This window comes from Pseudomonas sp. GW823-FHT04A03, assembly GCF_058796615.1.
On record NZ_JBXAIV010000006.1, the window covers coordinates 299,561 to 315,652 of the forward strand.

15 protein-coding genes are annotated in these 16,092 nt (G+C 61.5%); 5 read left to right on the forward strand and 10 right to left on the reverse strand.

Going from position 1 to position 16,092, the window contains the following annotated elements; translation table 11 throughout:
- Nucleotides 1-32: 32 nt before the first annotated feature.
- Nucleotides 33-2,300, reverse strand: a complete 2,268-nt coding sequence (gene katG, locus AC1Q9F_RS17975) for a catalase/peroxidase HPI (RefSeq protein WP_492620523.1) — start codon at nt 2,298-2,300, stop codon at nt 33-35.
- 326 nt (nt 2,301-2,626) lie between these two features.
- Here katG and AC1Q9F_RS17980 point away from each other — a divergent pair, with 326 nt between their 5' ends.
- Nucleotides 2,627-4,663: a TonB-dependent receptor gene (locus tag AC1Q9F_RS17980; RefSeq protein WP_492620524.1), complete on the forward strand. Its 2,037-nt coding sequence runs from the start codon at nt 2,627-2,629 to the stop codon at nt 4,661-4,663.
- Nucleotides 4,664-4,712: 49 nt separating this feature from the next.
- Here AC1Q9F_RS17980 and AC1Q9F_RS17985 read toward each other — a convergent pair whose 3' ends face one another.
- Nucleotides 4,713-6,923 (reverse strand): LTA synthase family protein, encoded by a 2,211-nt coding sequence (locus tag AC1Q9F_RS17985; RefSeq protein ID WP_492620525.1) that lies wholly within the window; start codon nt 6,921-6,923, stop codon nt 4,713-4,715.
- A 272-nt stretch (nt 6,924-7,195) separates the two neighbouring features.
- Here AC1Q9F_RS17985 and AC1Q9F_RS17990 point away from each other — a divergent pair, with 272 nt between their 5' ends.
- The gene (locus AC1Q9F_RS17990) at nt 7,196-8,242 is read left to right on the forward strand and encodes a sterol desaturase family protein (RefSeq protein WP_492620526.1); all 1,047 of its coding nucleotides are present in this window, start codon (nt 7,196-7,198) and stop codon (nt 8,240-8,242) included.
- Here the strand turns inward: AC1Q9F_RS17990 and AC1Q9F_RS17995 are convergent.
- Complete coding sequence (locus AC1Q9F_RS17995; RefSeq protein WP_492620527.1) at nt 8,223-8,666, reverse strand: GFA family protein; 444 nt, start codon at nt 8,664-8,666, stop codon at nt 8,223-8,225. The genes AC1Q9F_RS17990 and AC1Q9F_RS17995 overlap by 20 nt on opposite strands.
- A gap of 127 nt (nt 8,667-8,793) precedes the next feature.
- Between AC1Q9F_RS17995 and AC1Q9F_RS18000 the strand changes: the two genes are divergently transcribed.
- Together AC1Q9F_RS18000 and AC1Q9F_RS18005 are read left to right on the forward strand one after the other, a co-directional pair.
- Nucleotides 8,794-9,684: a LysR family transcriptional regulator gene (locus AC1Q9F_RS18000; protein ID WP_492620528.1), complete on the forward strand. Its 891-nt coding sequence runs from the start codon at nt 8,794-8,796 to the stop codon at nt 9,682-9,684.
- Between the two features lie 104 nt (nt 9,685-9,788).
- Nucleotides 9,789-10,802, forward strand: a complete 1,014-nt coding sequence (locus AC1Q9F_RS18005) for an ABC transporter substrate-binding protein (protein ID WP_492620529.1) — start codon at nt 9,789-9,791, stop codon at nt 10,800-10,802.
- A 60-nt stretch (nt 10,803-10,862) separates the two neighbouring features.
- Here AC1Q9F_RS18005 and AC1Q9F_RS18010 read toward each other — a convergent pair whose 3' ends face one another.
- The 4 genes from AC1Q9F_RS18010 to AC1Q9F_RS18025 all read right to left on the reverse strand — a co-directional run bounded on the left by AC1Q9F_RS18010 (nt 10,863) and on the right by AC1Q9F_RS18025 (nt 12,615).
- Nucleotides 10,863-11,060 carry a helix-turn-helix transcriptional regulator gene (locus AC1Q9F_RS18010; RefSeq protein WP_273897246.1) on the reverse strand — a complete coding sequence of 66 codons (198 nt, stop codon included), beginning with the start codon at nt 11,058-11,060 and terminating at the stop codon, nt 10,863-10,865.
- The gene (locus tag AC1Q9F_RS18015; protein WP_492620530.1) at nt 11,057-11,431 is read right to left on the reverse strand and encodes a hypothetical protein; all 375 of its coding nucleotides are present in this window, start codon (nt 11,429-11,431) and stop codon (nt 11,057-11,059) included. The genes AC1Q9F_RS18010 and AC1Q9F_RS18015 overlap by 4 nt, the downstream gene beginning before the upstream one ends.
- A gap of 90 nt (nt 11,432-11,521) precedes the next feature.
- Nucleotides 11,522-11,983, reverse strand: coding sequence for a MarR family winged helix-turn-helix transcriptional regulator (locus tag AC1Q9F_RS18020; protein ID WP_492620531.1), 462 nt, complete (start codon nt 11,981-11,983; stop codon nt 11,522-11,524).
- Nucleotides 11,984-12,162: 179 nt separating this feature from the next.
- A complete protein-coding gene (locus AC1Q9F_RS18025; protein ID WP_085686511.1) occupies nt 12,163-12,615 on the reverse strand; it encodes an Ohr family peroxiredoxin in 453 nt (150 codons plus the stop codon).
- 264 nt (nt 12,616-12,879) lie between these two features.
- On the opposite strand from AC1Q9F_RS18025, the gene AC1Q9F_RS18030 reads away from it, so the two are divergent.
- On the forward strand, nt 12,880-13,296 hold the full coding sequence (locus AC1Q9F_RS18030; RefSeq protein WP_207985820.1) for an organic hydroperoxide resistance protein: 417 nt from the start codon (nt 12,880-12,882) through the stop codon (nt 13,294-13,296).
- A gap of 83 nt (nt 13,297-13,379) precedes the next feature.
- Here the strand turns inward: AC1Q9F_RS18030 and AC1Q9F_RS18035 are convergent, their stop codons facing one another.
- The 3 genes from AC1Q9F_RS18035 to AC1Q9F_RS18045 form a co-directional block, all read right to left on the reverse strand.
- Complete coding sequence (locus AC1Q9F_RS18035; RefSeq protein ID WP_207985821.1) at nt 13,380-13,859, reverse strand: copper chaperone PCu(A)C; 480 nt, start codon at nt 13,857-13,859, stop codon at nt 13,380-13,382.
- The gene (locus AC1Q9F_RS18040) at nt 13,859-14,464 is read right to left on the reverse strand and encodes an SCO family protein (RefSeq protein WP_007956879.1); all 606 of its coding nucleotides are present in this window, start codon (nt 14,462-14,464) and stop codon (nt 13,859-13,861) included. Before AC1Q9F_RS18040 ends, AC1Q9F_RS18035 begins: the two co-directional genes overlap by 1 nt.
- Nucleotides 14,465-14,615: 151 nt before the next feature.
- Nucleotides 14,616-16,034 carry an efflux transporter outer membrane subunit gene (locus AC1Q9F_RS18045; protein ID WP_492620532.1) on the reverse strand — a complete coding sequence of 473 codons (1,419 nt, stop codon included), beginning with the start codon at nt 16,032-16,034 and terminating at the stop codon, nt 14,616-14,618.
- Nucleotides 16,035-16,092: the final 58 nt, after the last annotated feature.

A 16,092-nucleotide genomic window follows, 5' to 3' on the forward strand; every position in this document is an offset into this window, starting at 1 on the left:
AGCGGCGTTTTTTGTGGCTGGATGAAAAAGGCTTATTGCCGCAAATCAAACCGATCCAGATCCATCACCTTCGCCCAAGCCGCAACGAAGTCCGTGACGAACTGCTCCTTCGCATCGGAGCTGGCATACACCTCGGCCAACGCCCGCAGTATCGCGTTGGAACCGAACACCAGATCGACCCGGGTCGCCGTCCATTTCACGCTGCCGGTTTTACGGTCGCGGCCTTCGAACTCGGTTTTCGACGTCGGTTTCCATTCCACGCCCATGTCCAGCAGATTGCGGAAGAAGTCGTTGGTCAGTGAACCGGGTTTGTCGGTGAACACACCGTGTTTGGTCTTGCCGACGTTGGTGTCCAGCACCCGCAGGCCGCCGATCAGCACGGTCAGTTCCGGTGCAGAAAGGGTCAGCAGTTGCGCCTTGTCGATCAGCAATGCCTCCGCCGGCACGCGATAGGTGCTGGCAGCGTAGTTGCGGAAACCGTCGGTGTGCGGTTCAAGGAAACCGAACGATTCGACGTCGGTTTGTTCCTGAGTTGCATCCGTACGCCCCGGATTGAACGGCACGGTCACCGTGTGCCCGGCGTTTTTTGCCGCTTGTTCGACACCGGCATTACCGGCCAGCACGATCAGGTCCGCCAGCGAGACTTGCTTTCCTGCCGCCCCGGCGTTGAACTCGTTCTGAATGCCTTCGAGGACTTTCAGCACCTTGTCCAGTTGCTCCGGCTGGTTGGCCTGCCAGAACTTTTGCGGTGCCAGACGCAGACGCCCGCCATTGGCGCCGCCGCGTTTGTCCGAACCGCGGAAGGTCGATGCGGCCGCCCAGGCAGTGGAGACCAGTTCCGAAACGGACAGCCCTGACGCGAGCACTTTGCCTTTCAGTGCCCTGATATCGCTGTCGTCCACCAGTGGATGCCTGGCCTCGGGAATCGGGTCTTGCCACAGCAGTTCTTCCTGCGGCAATTCCGGGCCGAGATAACGTGACAGCGGGCCCATGTCGCGGTGAATCAGTTTGTACCAGGCGCGGGCGAAGGCGTCCGCCAGTTGATCGGGATTGGCCAGGAAGCGCCGCGAAATCTTCTCGTAGGCCGGGTCGAAACGCAGGGCCAGGTCGGAGGTGAGCATGGTCGGGTCGATGCGTTTGTTCGGGTCGTGGGCGTGGGGAATGGTGCCGGCCCCGGCGCCGTTTTTCGGTTTCCACTGATGGGCGCCGGCCGGGCTCTTCGTCAGTTCCCACTCGAAGCCGAACAGGTTTTCGAGGTAGTTGTTGCTCCACTTCGTCGGGGTGGTGGTCCAGGTGACTTCCAGGCCGCTGGTGATGGTGTCGGCGCCCTTGCCGGTGCCGAACGTGCTTTTCCAGCCCAGGCCTTGTTCTTCGAGGCCGGCGGCTTCCGGTTCCGGGCCGACGTTATCGGCAGGGCCGGCGCCGTGGGTCTTGCCGAAGGCGTGGCCGCCGGCGATCAGGGCGACGGTTTCCTCATCGTTCATGGCCATGCGGCCGAAGGTTTCGCGGATGTCCTTGGCCGAGGCCACCGGGTCGGGATTGCCTTCCGGACCTTCCGGGTTCACGTAGATCAGGCCCATCTGCACGGCGGCGAGCGGGTTTTCGAGATTGCGTTCGCCCTGATTGGTGCGGCTTTCTTCATTGCCGTGTTCGGCGGGTTCTGCCACCAGCGTGCCTTCGCCCGGCGGCTGCATGGATTCCGGATCCTTGCCGTAGCGGTTGTCGCCGCCCAGCCATTTGTTTTCCGAACCCCAGTACACGTCTTCGTCCGGCTCCCAGACGTCCGCGCGGCCACCGGAGAAACCGAAGGTCTTGAACCCCATCGATTCCAGCGCGACGTTGCCGGTCAGAACGATCAGGTCGGCCCAGGAAATGTTGCGGCCGTATTTCTGCTTGATCGGCCACAGCAGGCGGCGTGCCTTGTCGAGGCTGACGTTGTCCGGCCAGCTGTTGAGCGGGGCGAAGCGTTGCTGGCCGGAGCCGGCGCCGCCACGGCCGTCAGCGGTGCGATAGGTGCCGGCGCTGTGCCAGGCCATGCGGATGAAGAGCGGGCCGTAGTGGCCGAAGTCCGCTGGCCACCACTCCTGGGAATCGGTCATCAGCGCCGTCAGATCTTGTTTGAGGGCCTGGAAATCCAGGCTTTTGAAAGCCTTGGCGTAGTCGAAGTCCTTGCCCAGCGGATCGGATGCGGGCGAGTGCTGACTCAGGATTTTCAGGTTCAGTTGATTCGGCCACCAATCGCGGTTCGTCGTGCCACCGCCGGCGGCGTGATTGAACGGGCATTTCGATTCATTTGCCATGTTCGGGTCCTTATCAGGTCTTCTGCGGCCGGCTCGTGCCGACTTCGGAGTAGTAAGGCTAGACCCGACTCGACGAGTCAGCTAATAGGCCGACTATTGGTGCGTGATAGGCGCAGTCTCTTATGCGAAGTCTCGTGACCCCGCGCCGGGCAGGGCGCTGAAATGCCCGTGCTTGAGCGATGGATTGCAATTGTGTGGAAGAAACGTGATGGTTATTGGAAATGTTATTGTATAACATAAAAATGATTTCATCCCATCGATGCCGGCAACACACCCTCTGTAGCGCCGGCATCGATCCTCACTTTTCTGCCTGACGGATTTCTGAAATGCCTTCCCGTTTCCACACCTTCCAACCCCGCCTGACGCTCATGGCCTCGGCGTTGCTGATCGCTTCGCCCGCATTCGCCGCCGACCCGCTGGAACTGCAACCGCAAGTCATCACCGGCAATCCGCTGGGCAGTTCGACCCTGGCTTCGCCCTCGACCGTGTTGAGCGGCGATGACCTGACGCTGCAACAAAAGGGCAGCCTCGGCGAAACCCTGAACAAGCAGCCGGGCGTGTCGTCGTCCTACTTCGGCCCGGGTGCCAGTCGCCCGATCATTCGCGGGCAGGACGGCGATCGTATCCGCATCCTGCGCAACGGCGTCGGCGCGCTGGACGCCTCGTCGCTGTCCTACGACCACGCGGTGCCGCTGGATCCGGTCAATGTCGAACGCATCGAAATTGTCCGTGGTCCGGCGGCCTTGCTGTACGGCGGCAGCGCCATCGGCGGGGTGGTTAACACCTTCGACAACCGCATCCCGACCGAAGCCATCGAAGGCATTCACGGTGCTGGCGAGTTGCGCTACGGCGGCGCCGACACCACCCGCAGCAGCGCCGGCAAACTCGAAGCCGGTAACGGCCAGTTCGCCTTGCACCTGGACGCCAGCGCCCGCGAGTTCAATGACCTGAAAATCCCCGGCTACGCCAAAACCGGCCGTGAACGGGCGAACGACGAGGGCGATTCGAAGAAGCATCGGCTGGCCAACAGCGACGGTCGTCAGGACGGCGGTGCGGTGGGTGGGTCGTACACCTGGGATGACGGTTACGCGGGGTTGTCGTACAGCAATTACGATTCGAACTACGGCTCGCCGGCCGAAGACGATGTGCGCATCCGCATGGAGCAGGAGCACTACGCGTTCGCCTCGGAAATCCGCAACCTCGGCGGCCCGTTCAGCTCGGTGAAACTTGACGCCGGCTACACCGATTACCAGCACCGGGAAATCGAGGGCGGCGAGGTCGGCACCACGTTCAAGAACAAGGGCTACGAGGCGCGGGTCGAGGCCCGGCATCAGCCGCTCGGGCCGTTCAACGGCGTGATTGGCGCGCAAGTCAGCCGCAACGAATTCTCGGCGCTGGGCGAAGAAGCGTTCGTGCCGCACACCGATACCGATGTTGGTGCACTGTTCATTCTCGAAGAGCTGCAAGCCACGGATCGTCTGCTGTTCACCCTCGGCGGACGCCTTGAACACACCACCGTCGACCCGGATGCCAAAGGCAACGAGCGTTTCGCCAATGCCGATCGCTCCAGCAGTTTCACCGCCGGCAGCCTGTCATCCGGTGCGGTGTACACGCTGACGCCGATCTGGTCGGTCGCCGCCACGCTGGGCTACACCGAGCGCGCGCCGACGTTCTATGAGCTTTACGCCAACGGCGCCCACGTCGCCACCGGCACTTATGAAGTCGGGGACGCCGGGCTGTCGAAAGAGAAAGCCGTCTCCAGCGACCTGGCCCTGCGTTTCGACAACGGTACGCACAAGGGCAGCGTCGGCGTGTTCTATAGCCATTTCTCCAACTACATCGGCCTGCTCGGGACGGGGCGTTCGCTGAATGACGAAGGGGAGGAGGACGCCGACGGCATTCCTGAATACACCTACTCCGGCGTGCGGGCGCGCTTCAGTGGCATCGAAGCGCAGGATCGCTGGACGCTGGGCGAAAACGCCTACGGCAAGTTTGCGCTGGAGCTGTCGGGGGATTACACCCGCGCCAAGAACCTCGACAACGGCCAGGACCTGCCGCGCATCGCACCGCTGCGGTTGAACACCGGGCTGTTGTGGGAGCTGGATCGCTGGCAGGCGCGCATCGATGTGGAACACGCGAGCTCCCAGCACCGGGTGCCGGACAATGAAAGCAGCACCGACGGCTACACCACGCTGGGGGCTAATGTGGGTTATCACTTTGATGTCGGCCAGAGCAAATGGCTGGCCTTCGTCAATGCCGAGAACCTGACCAACCAGACCGTGCGTTACGCCAGCTCGATCCTGCGGGATATTGCGCCGGCAGAAGGGCGCAGCATTCAGGTCGGTCTGCGCACCACGTTCTGATCGTTCACACCGGACGGGCGCCAGCGTCGTTGCGACGCTGGCGTCGACCTCAACTGGATTGAGTGGTGTCTTCTTCCGGGATCTCGTCCAGCAGATCCTGTTGCCCCGGCAATTCGGTGATGACGCTGAAATCACTGACTTCCACGGCGCCCAGCCCATACCCCAACAAGTGGAACGAGAACGCCTTGCGCGGTTGCGGGTTGTCGAAGCTGAAATCCATCTCCAGCGGCTGATCCGCCGTGGCGATCATCTCGGTCGGCAGGCCCAGTTGCACGTCCTGTTCGAATTCCTTGGCCTTGAGCTGAATGTACGCCGCCTGCTGCGGATCCACCGAACGCACGGTCAGGCGCACGCGGGTGTGGGAGCCTTTTGGCATCTCCAGGTATTGCGCGCCGATCAGGTTGTCGGCCCAGTCGTCCTTGATCTGCGCTTGCAGCGGGATGACGTTGGCGCTGCCGAACTGATAGCGCTGGTTGAGTGGAGTACGCAGCAGCGACAGGTCCAGGGCCGAGGCGCGGGCGGCGATGTCCCGGGCATTCTGGCCGCTGGCGTTGCCCTTGAACGTGGCGCTGTCGGCGATGAAACCATTGCTTGCGTAATTGCGGCAACGGCGCGGCATGTCGCATTCGGTCAGGAGGCCGCGACCGTCGTGATAGCGCAGCTTGCCGTTGGTGAACGACATGATTTCGCGGCCCGAATCGTAATCGCGAAACAGCGAACGACCGCTGAGAGCGGAAGGCACCGGAAAGTCGAAGTAATCCAGAATCGACGCACTCAGGTCGACGTGACCGTAGACCCCGGCATTCAGGCGCGGTAGTTGCGCCTGCTCCGGCGCGAGGGTCAGGTTGAAGCCCCAGGACGATGCGAGGCGCACACCATCGATGCCGTGGGATTCGTCCGAGGTGATCACCACCAGCGTGTCTTTCAGCACGCCCTGGCGTTCGAGGCCGCTGAGAAATTGCTCCAGCGCATCGTCCAGATAACCGACAGCCGCCTGCTTCGGCGTGTCGTAGCGTTCCAGGTATTCCTCGGGCGCGGAGTAGGGCTGGTGAGTGCCGACGGTCAGCAGCGTGAGCATCCACGGCTGTTTCTGTTTTTTCAGGTCGCCGACGTATTTCAGCGCGCCTTCGAAGAACGCCTTGTCATCCTTGCCCCACGGGAATTCCAGGTAGTTGGCGTTGGTGAACCACTCCAGGCCATGGGTCGCATCGAAACCGATGTGCGGCATGATTTTGTCTTTGGCCATGAACCGCAGACCTGCGCCTTGCAGGTAGTGCGTGGCGAAACCGTGCTGGCGCAACTGGGCCGGCAGACAGGCCTGATTGCGCTCGTGCTGGGTCAGCATTTCCACGCCTTTGGGCGTGCCGTTGTCGAGCTTGTCGTAATCGCCGCAGAGCATGGCGTACAGACCGCGAATGGTCTGGTGGGTGTGCAGCACGTAATCCGGGGTGTTCATGCCGCGCTCGGCCCAGCGGCTGAGGTTGGGCATCAGGTCTTCCTGATAATGGCTGCTGATGGCTTGGCGATTGGCGCCGATGTAGGCGCCGGGAATGCCTTCGAGGGCAACGATCAGCACATTGCGCGCCTGGCCCTTGGCCGCCAGCAACGGGTGACCGTTGAGATCGACATCGGTGAGCCCGGCCATGGGCGGGGGAGCGACCTGAGTGTCGCCGTCCAGCCATTCTTCAGCCTGCATCTGCACGTCGGCGACCTGCGCGGCCAGCAACTGGTGCGGCAGGTTGTACAGGCGCCATGGGTCGGCGTCGCTCGGATCCAGGTGTTGCGCGCCCCAGTACGCGGAGAACAGCAGCACCGGCGTCGCCCAGGTTGCGCGAGGCAGAGCGGGGACAGTTGTTGCGCGTCGAGCCCAATGACTCAGCAACCAAAAGGCAAGAGCCACCAGCAGCGCAACCGCCACGCCGGGATGGGCGAAGCCACCGCCGGTGGAGTTTTCCACGAACTGCGGGTCGATCAGGTAATGCAGGTCCGCCACGGTCGGCAGGCGGCCGACCGCGCTGACCAGTTCAGCGGTCGCCACCGCCAGCAGTCCCCAGAACAGCAGCACCGGCAGCGCCAGCCACCAGGGGCGGCGATGCAACAAAACCACCAAAAGAATGCCGATGGCCATATCCGACAGATAGCCGAACAGGCTCGACCAGCCGAGTGCCGCGCGCAGGCACACCGGTACGATCAGTACCAGGAAAACCAGAGAGAGAAGGCGGGCATCCAGATGCCGTAACCGTTGAAAAAGAGCGCTCACAAAAAAGACCTTTCAGCCATCAAACCGTCATAAAAGTGTGGGCGATGATACCAAGGGTGGGCTGTCTGATCGCCCTTTTAAACGGATGGCTGATCCGGTCACGGAAGTCGCCGTGAGCGGCCCGAACGAGCAGGGGCCTTGATCGGCGACGGTCCTGGCGGTTTTTCGGCCTGAGCGATGTGGTGGTTTTATTGTTTCAGGCTGTTTAACCGGCCTTTGATCCGTTGGTGCTGCATTTGCGAACCAGTCCGATTTACAATGCGCGACCTCTGATGGAGTCGGCAGTCGTGGATTTACTCACGCAACTTCATGCGCAGCTCAGTCGCTGGGTGATCGATCCGGTCACCGAGCAGTTCCTTGGCCTGTTCGATTTGAACGGCCGTCTTGGCGTGGTGTTTCTGCTCACGTCCTACGGCGTGGCTTACGGCCTTTATCGCTACCGAAAATCCCGGCACCTGACGCAGGCCCGATCCTTCTGGCAATTTGTCGGCGGCGGTCGCGTCCACGGGCATCGTTCGGCCTGGCTGGATTACCGTTATTACTTCATCAAGGCGATTCTTCGGGTGACGCTAGTGCTGCCCGTGGTCGGCCTCGTCGATCCGCACATTCTACGTTCAGGCGACTACGCGCAGTTTTTCACTCAACTGTGGGGCGCGCGCGAGCAAGTGCCTGATCACCCGATGATCGCGTTGTTCTACGGACTGGGCGTGTTCCTGTTCAGGGATTTTCTGCATTACTGGATTCACCGCGCGTTCCATTCCCGCTATCTGTGGGAGTTTCACAAGGTTCACCATTCGGCGCCGGTGCTGGTGCCGGCCACGGCCAGCCGGATTCACATCGTCGAATCGATCGTTGAACGAATCGTCATCACCGCCGGCCTCGGCGCGTTTGCCGGGGTGGTCTGGTACGCCTGCGGCGGCGAGGTCAGCCGCTATACGCTGTTCGGCGTGACCTGGCTGGTGCTGATCATCAACAGCCTGGGTTCCAATCTGCGGCACAGCCATGTCTGGCTGTCCTTCGGGCCGGCGGTCGAACATGTGCTCAACAGCCCGGCCCAGCACCAGATTCACCACAGCGACGCCCCACGACATTTCAACAAGAACTTCGCGATCAATCTGTCACTGTGGGACTGGCTGTTCGGCACGCTGTACGTCACTACTTCAAGGCCCGAAGTGTTGCGCTTCGGCACGGGCGAGCAGGACCGCACGCGTTATCTGACGCTGTACAGTCTGATCGTCACCCCGTTCGTGGACACCGCGAAACGCTTGTCGTCGAACGCTGACGGGCTCAGAGCCCGGTTCAACCAGCGTACGCCATGAGGGCTTCGCCGAAGGCCTGTGGGGTCGGGCTCTGCGGCCAGGTCGGCAGCCCCTCGGGCAGCGTCAGCCAGGGTTGTTTGTGACTGACCCAGATGTGCGCCATCGGTTGCAGTGAGCGACTTTGATCGAGCGTGCCGGCGCGCAGCACTTTCATCCCCGGCGCGGCTGTCGTGGTGTTGCACAGACGCGTGTGGCAGACGCTGCACACCTGATGTTCGGCGTGCTGGCCATTGAGATCGTAGGCATAAGTCGTCAGCGGTCCGGTCAGCGTCAGGGCGTCGGCGGGCAGCAGGGCGTGCAGGGCAAAGGCGCTGCCACTCCAGGTCTGGCAATCCGTGCAATGGCAGGCGTAGATCGCCGGTAGCGTGTCGGTGTTCAACTGATAGCGGACGGCACTGCAGCGACATTGGCCGGTGAGTGTCATGGGCAAGGCTCCTTCAACTGCGGGTTCGATGCCGGGCGCAAGGCCCGTGCGGTATGCTCGCGCAGCATGCCGCAGACCCCGGTGAATGAACATCGGCCAAAACTGCCCAACCGCTCACAGGAAATGTATGAACGCTCCACAACTTCAATGGGAAACCCAGCGCGCCTTTCTCGCGGTACTGCGCACCGGCAGTCTGTCGGGCGCCGCGCGTTTGCTGGGAATCGCCCAGGCCACGGCACGGCGGCGGATCGAGGCGCTGGAGCAAAGTGTTGGCGTCAGCCTGTTCATCCGCTCGCCCTCGGGGCTGCTGCCGACCGAGACCGCCAGGGAATTGATCGGCCACGTCGAAGCCATGGCCCTGGCCGCCAACGCCTTCAACCGCGCCGCTTCCGCCGACGTGGCGCAACCCGGCGGCACCGTGCGCCTGACGGCCGGCAAACTGTTGGGCGTCGAGATCCTGCCGCCGATGTTGCGTCGCCTGCGTCAGCAACACCCGCAATTGGCGCTGGAACTGAACGTGTCGAATCGTCTGCAAACCCTCTCACGGCAAGAGGCCGACGTCGCCGTGCGCATCCGCCGCCCGACCGAAGCTTCGGTGGTGGCGCGCAAGGTCGGCGACCTGCACGTCGGCCTGTACGCCACGCCCGAATTGCTGGCGGAGCAGGGCGTGCCTGAAACGCCTGAGGACTTGCGCCGTTTTTCGCTGATCGGCCCGGATCGTCATGTGGGCGAGATCGAGTTTCTCCGCGAGCGCGGCTTCGATTGTTCCGCCGAGCACACGGCGATCCGCACCGATGATCATCTGGCGCAATGGGCGGCGTTGCGAGCCGGATTGGGGATCGGCGTGAGTTCCCGGCAACTGGCACAGCGCCATGGACTGGTGCGAGTTCTGCCGGGAGACGTGGATTTCACGGTGGATGTGTGGATCGCCATGCATCAGGACATGCGCCGGGTGCAGCGGGTTTCAGCAGTGTTCGATGGCTTGGGCGCGGACTTGCAGGCGTTTCTGCAAGGCTGACGTTCAGGTGATATCAATATGCGATAACGGTATTTAAATTTCGTTTTTTTATAGCGATAGAGTCCGGCCTCACAGATTTCCCGGTAAATCACTGCGAGGTTGTCATGGCCCTACCGTTCAAACGTTCTGCACTGACGCTGCTGGCGGCTTCGCTGGCGGGTGCGCTGCTCGCCAACACCGCTCAAGCCGAAGGCAAGATCAGCATCGCCCAGCAATTCGGTATCGGTTATCTGATTCTGGATGTGGTGCGCGATCAGCACTTGATCGAGAAGCACGGCAAGGCCCAGGGGCTGGACATCAAGGTCGACTGGAACAGCATTTCCGGCGCCACCGCCATGAACGAAGCGCTGCTCACCGGATCGCTGGACGTGGTCTCGGCCGGCGTGCCGCCGATGCTCACCGTGTGGGATCGCACCAAGGGCAAGCAGAACGTCAAGGCCATCGCTTCGCTGGGCTCGATGCCCAACTACCTGCTGACAAACAACCCGAACGTCAAAACCCTCAAGGACTTCAGCGACAAGGATCGCATCGCCGTTCCGGCGGCGGGTGTGGGTTTCCAGTCACGCACGCTGCAGATCGAAACGGCCAAGGAGTTCGGCAATGACCAATACAAGAAATTCGACGACATCTCCGTCAGCCTGCCGCACCCCGATGCCACGGCCGCATTGATCGCCGGCGGCTCGGAAATCAACGCACATTTCTCCAGCCCGCCGTTCCAGTACCAGGCGCTGCAGAATCCCAACGTGCATAAAGTGCTCAGTTCCTACGACGTGCTCGGCGGCCAGGCCACGTTCAACGTGCTCTACACCACGGAAAAATTTCACGACGAGAACCCGAAAACCTACAAGGCGTTCTACGATGCCCTGGCCGAGGCCGAGAAGATCATCAAGGCCGACAAGCCTGCGGCGGCTCAGGCCTATATCCGTGTCGAGCAGTCGAAACTGCCGCTGGCGCTGGTGGAGAAAATCGTCACTGACCCGGAAATCGATTTCACCGTGGTGCCGCAGCGCACCTTTATCTATGCAGAGAAATTGCAGGAGCTGGGTGTGCTGAAAAACAAGGCGGACAGCTGGAAGGATTATTTCTTTGAAGAGGCCCATGGCGGGGCGGGGAGTTAAACACTCGTCATTTATGAAAAGTCCGCCCGGCAGCACGCGCTGACGGGCGGACTTTTCGTATCAATTCACCGAGTCATCAAAGATGCTCTCAATCGGCATCTCGAACGCCCGGGCAATCTGAAACGCCAGAGGCAGGCTCGGATCGTAGCGTTCGTTTTCAATTGCATTGATGGTCTGGCGCGAAACGTTCAGGCGTTCGGCCAGATCCACCTGCGACCATTTGCGCTCGGCGCGCAGTTCCTTGAGGCGGTTCTTCATTGGTAGCGGCGCCGCGCGATGCGCAGGCCGATCATCCACATCGCGCCCATCACCGGCCAGACCCAGAGCCACGGGATGTGCGGGGCGCCCACCGTTTCCAGAAAACCGTAAGTGAAGGTCAGCAGGGCCGACGCGGCGAATGCAAAGCCGAGGGCTTCGAACTGGATACGCAGATACATTTCGTCGAGCCGTCGCATGTCGCGTATGACCGTCCAGCAGAACAAGCCGACCGGAATCATCGGCATCAGCACGATGACGCCGCGCAGGTAAGCGTTGGCATCCGCCAGGTAAATCAGCGCGAATTGCGATGCCAGCAGCACGACCGCGTACAGAACCATTGCGGCGGTCATCTCTCGGTTGAATCGGTTCATGCTTCACTTCCTATGTAAAAGACCCTTTACATATAGTTGCTGAAGCCATCGGCGATGTAAAGCACGCTTTCCATAAAGGGTAGGAGCCGATCAATCCTCGGCGTTCATCGACCGGATCAGGTTGTTGCGCAACGTGACGATCGATTTCTGCATCTGCGTGAATTCTTCCGTGGTCAACCCCGTCGCCTCGAACAGGCTCGTGCCCGAAGACACGTTGCGCAGGTCACGGCCGCTCTGGGTCAGGCTGATCCGCACCTGACGTTCGTCCGCCGGGTCACGCTGGCGTTGCACATAACCCATGGCCTGAAGTTTTTTCAGGATCGGAGTCAGGGTGTTCGACTCCAGGAACAGCTTCTCGCCGAGGCCGCCGACGGTCTGGTTGTCCTGCTCCCAGAGGGAAACGATGGTGATGTATTGGGTGTATGTCAGACCGAGCCGTTCGAGGATCGGTTTGTAGGCCTTGCCGAACGCCAGGTTGGTCGAATAGACGGCAAAGCACAGGAAATCGCTGAGTTTCAGATCGGTTGGTGCGGTGTTGACGGTGGAATTCATGTTCATCCTCGTGGGTCGGGTGACCGGTGAAACGTATGGGGCGAACTATACGTCGGATGCGATTCTATCGGGAGGGTTGATCATGTTGCCTGAAGTTACCGGTTCGCCATGGACAGCGCGAACCGGTTAGTTGTTTCTTATGCGCCTACATCGCATGCGATTTAATTGGCGCGAAGAAATTATTCAGTGATGACGTTCAGTGCCACCTCGATGTTGCCGCGAGTTGCCTTGGAGTACGGGCAGATCTGGTCAGCGGTGTGGGCCAGGTTTTTCGCGATGTCCTCAGCGATGCCCGGGACGCGCAGGGTCAGGCGGGCTTGCAGGAAGTAGGCGGGGCCGGTCTGGCCCAGGTCCACTTCGATGTCCACCGACATGTCGGCTGGCAGCACCACGCCCAGGTCATTGGCCACCAGGCCGACGGCGGCGGTGTAGCAGGACGACCAGGCGCCGGCGAACAATTGCTCGGCAGTCGGGTGGGGCAGGACGTTGGCAAATACGTGGGCCGGTTTGGCATTGCCGGGCGTCGAGAGCTGAATGTCCAGATTGCCGTTGTGACCACGGGAGGTGAGACCGGCGCTGCTGGCGGTGGTGTGGGTTTTGCCGGTGGCCAGGACTTTTTCGATTTTGCTCATGGGGAATCCTCAAGGTGTTGTGATTGGTTGTGATCGTATGCGGTTAGATCGTATGCGATGCAATAATAATCCTCTTGCACTTTGGTTCTGTCAACCCGCTCGGTGTTGCCCATACGACGGGCGGTTGTCCGCACGTCCGTCGGCCGGGTGAGCGACAAACCCGCGTCTATAGTGAGAAAGCTGTGTGAAACGGGTGGCGCACTTCAAGGCTGCGACGGGAGGCGCCGAGTGAACAATCTGCTGTTTTTCATTCAGGAGATCGCCATGAGTCAGATCGAAAAAGTCCTCTACACCGCGAAAACCCACACCACCGGCGGACGTGACGGCGCATCGCGCAGTTCCGACGGGATCCTCGATGTAAAACTGTCTTCGCCCGGTTCCAGTGGCGGCGGGACCAATCCGGAGCAACTGTTCGCCGCAGGCTGGTCGGCGTGTTTCATCGGCGCGATGAAAGCGGTGGCGGGGCAGCAGAAAATCAGCCTGCCAGCGGACCTGGCGGTGGATGCCGAAGTGGATCTGGGCACTAATTCGGGAGGGTATCTCCTGCAGGCGCGACTAAATGTAACTCTGCCGGGCATGGAGCGCGGCGCGGCGCAGCAGCTGGTGGATGCGGCGCATCAGGTATGCCCTTACTCCAAGGCCACGCGCAACAATATCGAGGTCGAATTGAAACTGGTCTGATATCCAGATGCAAAAGGGGCGGCATGATCATCGATCATGCCGCCCCTTTTGTTTTTTGAAACCGTCGATCTGTCAGTCAGTGATCAATGCATCTTGCTGTGATCGTGGCCTTCCATGTTGGTCAGCGAACGCACTGGCGCCTGCACTTCAATGGCTTGTTTCTCGCCCTTGGCGTTTTCCACGGTCAGGGTCAGCGGCACGTTGTCGCCTTCCTTCAGTTGACCCTTCAGGCCCATCAGCATCACGTGGTAGCCGTTCGGATCGAACTTCACAGCCTTGCCGGCCGGCAGGTCGACCGAGTTGACCGGGCCCATGCTCATCACGTCGTTCTTCATGGTCATCTCATGAATCTGCACGTCCTTGGCCGCTGGCGAGGCAACGCTGAGCAGCTTGCTGTCGCTGTCGGCGGTGACGGTCATGAACGCGCCGCTGGCCGACTGGTTTGGCACGGTCGCGCGCACCCAGGCGTCGTCGACCTTTGTCTGCGCCGATACCTGGAAAGCCAGGCCCAGCAGGGACAGGCCCAGTGCGGCACGTTTGATGTTGTTCAGAAAAGGGTTCATCAGCAGACCTCCATGACGGTAAGCAAATCTTCCGTGCACTCTTGTGCAGAAAGCGATTGAGACAGGCCCACACGCAAGTTGCCCCGGGTGTCGTAGACATAGCTGGTGGCGGTGTGGGAGAGGGTATAGGTGTCGCCGGCCGGGACTTTTTCGTAGAACACGTCGAATTCCTTGGCGGTGGCCTTGGTTTCTTCGAGGGTGCCGTACAGGGCGACGAAGCTTGGATCGAAGGTCTTGACGTAGGCGTCGAGGATTTCCGGGGTGTCGCGTTCCGGGTCGAGGGTGATGAACACCACTTGCAGGATGTCGCCGTCCTTGCCCATCAGCTTCTTGATTTTTGCTGCGCGGGCCAGCGTCGTCGGGCAGATCGCCGGGCACTGGGTGAAGCCGAAGAAGATCATCGGCATCAAGCCGCGAAAGCTCGACAGCGACACGGTGTTGCCTTCGGTGTCCTTGAGCTTGAAGGTGCGTCCGAGGATCTTGTCGCTCAGATCCTTGCCGTACTTGTACGACAGTTCGCCGCGGGTGTCGCAGCCGGCGAGCAGGCCGAGACCGAGTACGCCCATTCCCGCAAGCACCTTGCGGCGAGTCAACAAAGCCGTCATTTCATACCGCCCTTTGGAGCCCGCCAGTCGGCAGGACAGGCGGGCGGGTTAACCGTAAAAGCGGCGCATGATACCAAAATGATCCGCTGCGCCGGTTTTCGATCGCCGGGCAATGTGGGATCTGGCGACAAAAGGTGTAAGAAAAAATGACTCAAGGTGCTGGCGGAAGCGGCTCGACCGGGCTCCAGCCACCGCCCAGCGCGGTGTACAGGTTCACTTGCGCCACCAGTTGCGCCAACCGGTCGGTAATCAGTCCTTGCTGGGAACTGAACAGCGAACGCTGGGCATCGAGGAACGTCAGGCTGCTGTCGACGCCGCTTCGATAGCGGTGCTGCGCCATGTCGTAGTAATCCTGGGTCGCCTGCACCAGATCGCGTTGGGCCTGGAGTTGCTGTTCGTAGGTCTGGCGCGCCGCGAGGCCGTCGGACACTTCCTGGAATGCCGTCTGAATGGTCTTTTCGTACTCGGCGACGGTGATGTCTTTTTGCAGTTTCGCGTAATCCAGGCTCGCGCGCAGACTGCCGGCGTTGAAGATCGGCAGGTTGATCTGCGGCTGGAACGTCCAGGCACCGGAGCCGCCCTTGAACAGCCCGGACAGATCGCGGCTGGACGTCCCGGCATTGGCGGTCAGGCTGACACTCGGGAAAAACGCCGCCCGCGCGGCGCCGATGTTGGCATTGGCGGCGCGCAGTTTGTATTCGGCCTGGAGAATGTCCGGCCGGCGTTGCAGCAGATCCGACGGCAATCCGGCCGGCACGGTGGCCACCAGATCACTGTCCAGCGGACGCGCCGGCAGGTGCTCGGGCACCGGCGCGCCCACCAGTAGCGTCAGGCTGTTCAAGTCCTGGGCGACCTGACGCTGATAACGGGCCAGGCTCGCGCGGGTGCTGTCGACACTGGTCTGCGCCTGAATCTGATCCAGCGCCGAGGACTTGCCAGCCTCGCGGTTGCGGGTGGTCAGGTGCAGGCTTCGTTCGTCGGCGGCCAGCGTCTCCCGGGCCAGCGCCAGCAACTCCTGATCGGCGCGCCACGTCAGGTAGGCGTTGGCGACGTTGGCCACCAGACTCAATTGCGCACTGCGCCGGGCCTCTTCGGTGGACAGCCAGGTCAGCAGCGCCTGCTCGCTGAGGCTGCGCACCCGGCCGAAGAAGTCCAGTTCATAGGCGCTGATGCCCAGGTTCACCGAGTACGTCGAGGTGATCGCCGCCTTGGTGCGGGTCACGCTGGAGGGCACCCGCTGACGCAGTTCGTTGGCGTTGGCCGACACCGCCGGCAGCAGATCGGCGCGCTGGATCCGGTATTGCGCCTGAAACGCCTCGACATTCAGCGCGGCCACCCGCAGATCGCGATTGTTGACCAAAGCGCTTTCGATCAATTGCTGCAACGCCGGGTCATTGAACAGCGCGCGCCAGTCCTCGACCCGGAGTGTGACCGGAGATTGCGCGGCATACGCCGGACCTTGCGGATACTGCGCCGCGCTCGGCGATGCCGGTCGCTGGTAATCGGGAATCAACGAGCAACCGCCCAGCAGCAGCGTGGCGGACAGCAGGGAAATCGGCAACCTGGACATCAAACAGCCTCGTTCACGAATGAGAGCGGACGCCGGGCGCCCGTGATGAGAAAAACGC

Excerpts from the sequence above, each read along its gene's own strand:
- katG (WP_492620523.1), bottom strand. The coding sequence starts at position 2,300 with ATGGCAAATGAATCGAAATGCCCGTTCAATCACGCCGCCGGCGGTGGC.
- AC1Q9F_RS17980 (WP_492620524.1), top strand. The coding sequence starts at position 2,627 with ATGCCTTCCCGTTTCCACACCTTCCAACCCCGCCTGACGCTCATGGCC.
- AC1Q9F_RS17990 (WP_492620526.1), top strand. The coding sequence starts at position 7,196 with ATGGAGTCGGCAGTCGTGGATTTACTCACGCAACTTCATGCGCAGCTC.
- AC1Q9F_RS17995 (WP_492620527.1), bottom strand. The coding sequence starts at position 8,666 with ATGACACTCACCGGCCAATGTCGCTGCAGTGCCGTCCGCTATCAGTTG.
- AC1Q9F_RS18000 (WP_492620528.1), top strand. The coding sequence starts at position 8,794 with ATGAACGCTCCACAACTTCAATGGGAAACCCAGCGCGCCTTTCTCGCG.
- AC1Q9F_RS18005 (WP_492620529.1), top strand. The coding sequence starts at position 9,789 with ATGGCCCTACCGTTCAAACGTTCTGCACTGACGCTGCTGGCGGCTTCG.
- AC1Q9F_RS18010 (WP_273897246.1), bottom strand. The coding sequence starts at position 11,060 with ATGAAGAACCGCCTCAAGGAACTGCGCGCCGAGCGCAAATGGTCGCAG.
- AC1Q9F_RS18015 (WP_492620530.1), bottom strand. The coding sequence starts at position 11,431 with ATGAACCGATTCAACCGAGAGATGACCGCCGCAATGGTTCTGTACGCG.
- AC1Q9F_RS18020 (WP_492620531.1), bottom strand. The coding sequence starts at position 11,983 with ATGAATTCCACCGTCAACACCGCACCAACCGATCTGAAACTCAGCGAT.
- AC1Q9F_RS18025 (WP_085686511.1), bottom strand. The coding sequence starts at position 12,615 with ATGAGCAAAATCGAAAAAGTCCTGGCCACCGGCAAAACCCACACCACC.
- AC1Q9F_RS18030 (WP_207985820.1), top strand. The coding sequence starts at position 12,880 with ATGAGTCAGATCGAAAAAGTCCTCTACACCGCGAAAACCCACACCACC.
- AC1Q9F_RS18035 (WP_207985821.1), bottom strand. The coding sequence starts at position 13,859 with ATGAACCCTTTTCTGAACAACATCAAACGTGCCGCACTGGGCCTGTCC.
- AC1Q9F_RS18040 (WP_007956879.1), bottom strand. The coding sequence starts at position 14,464 with ATGACGGCTTTGTTGACTCGCCGCAAGGTGCTTGCGGGAATGGGCGTA.
- AC1Q9F_RS18045 (WP_492620532.1), bottom strand. The coding sequence starts at position 16,034 with ATGTCCAGGTTGCCGATTTCCCTGCTGTCCGCCACGCTGCTGCTGGGC.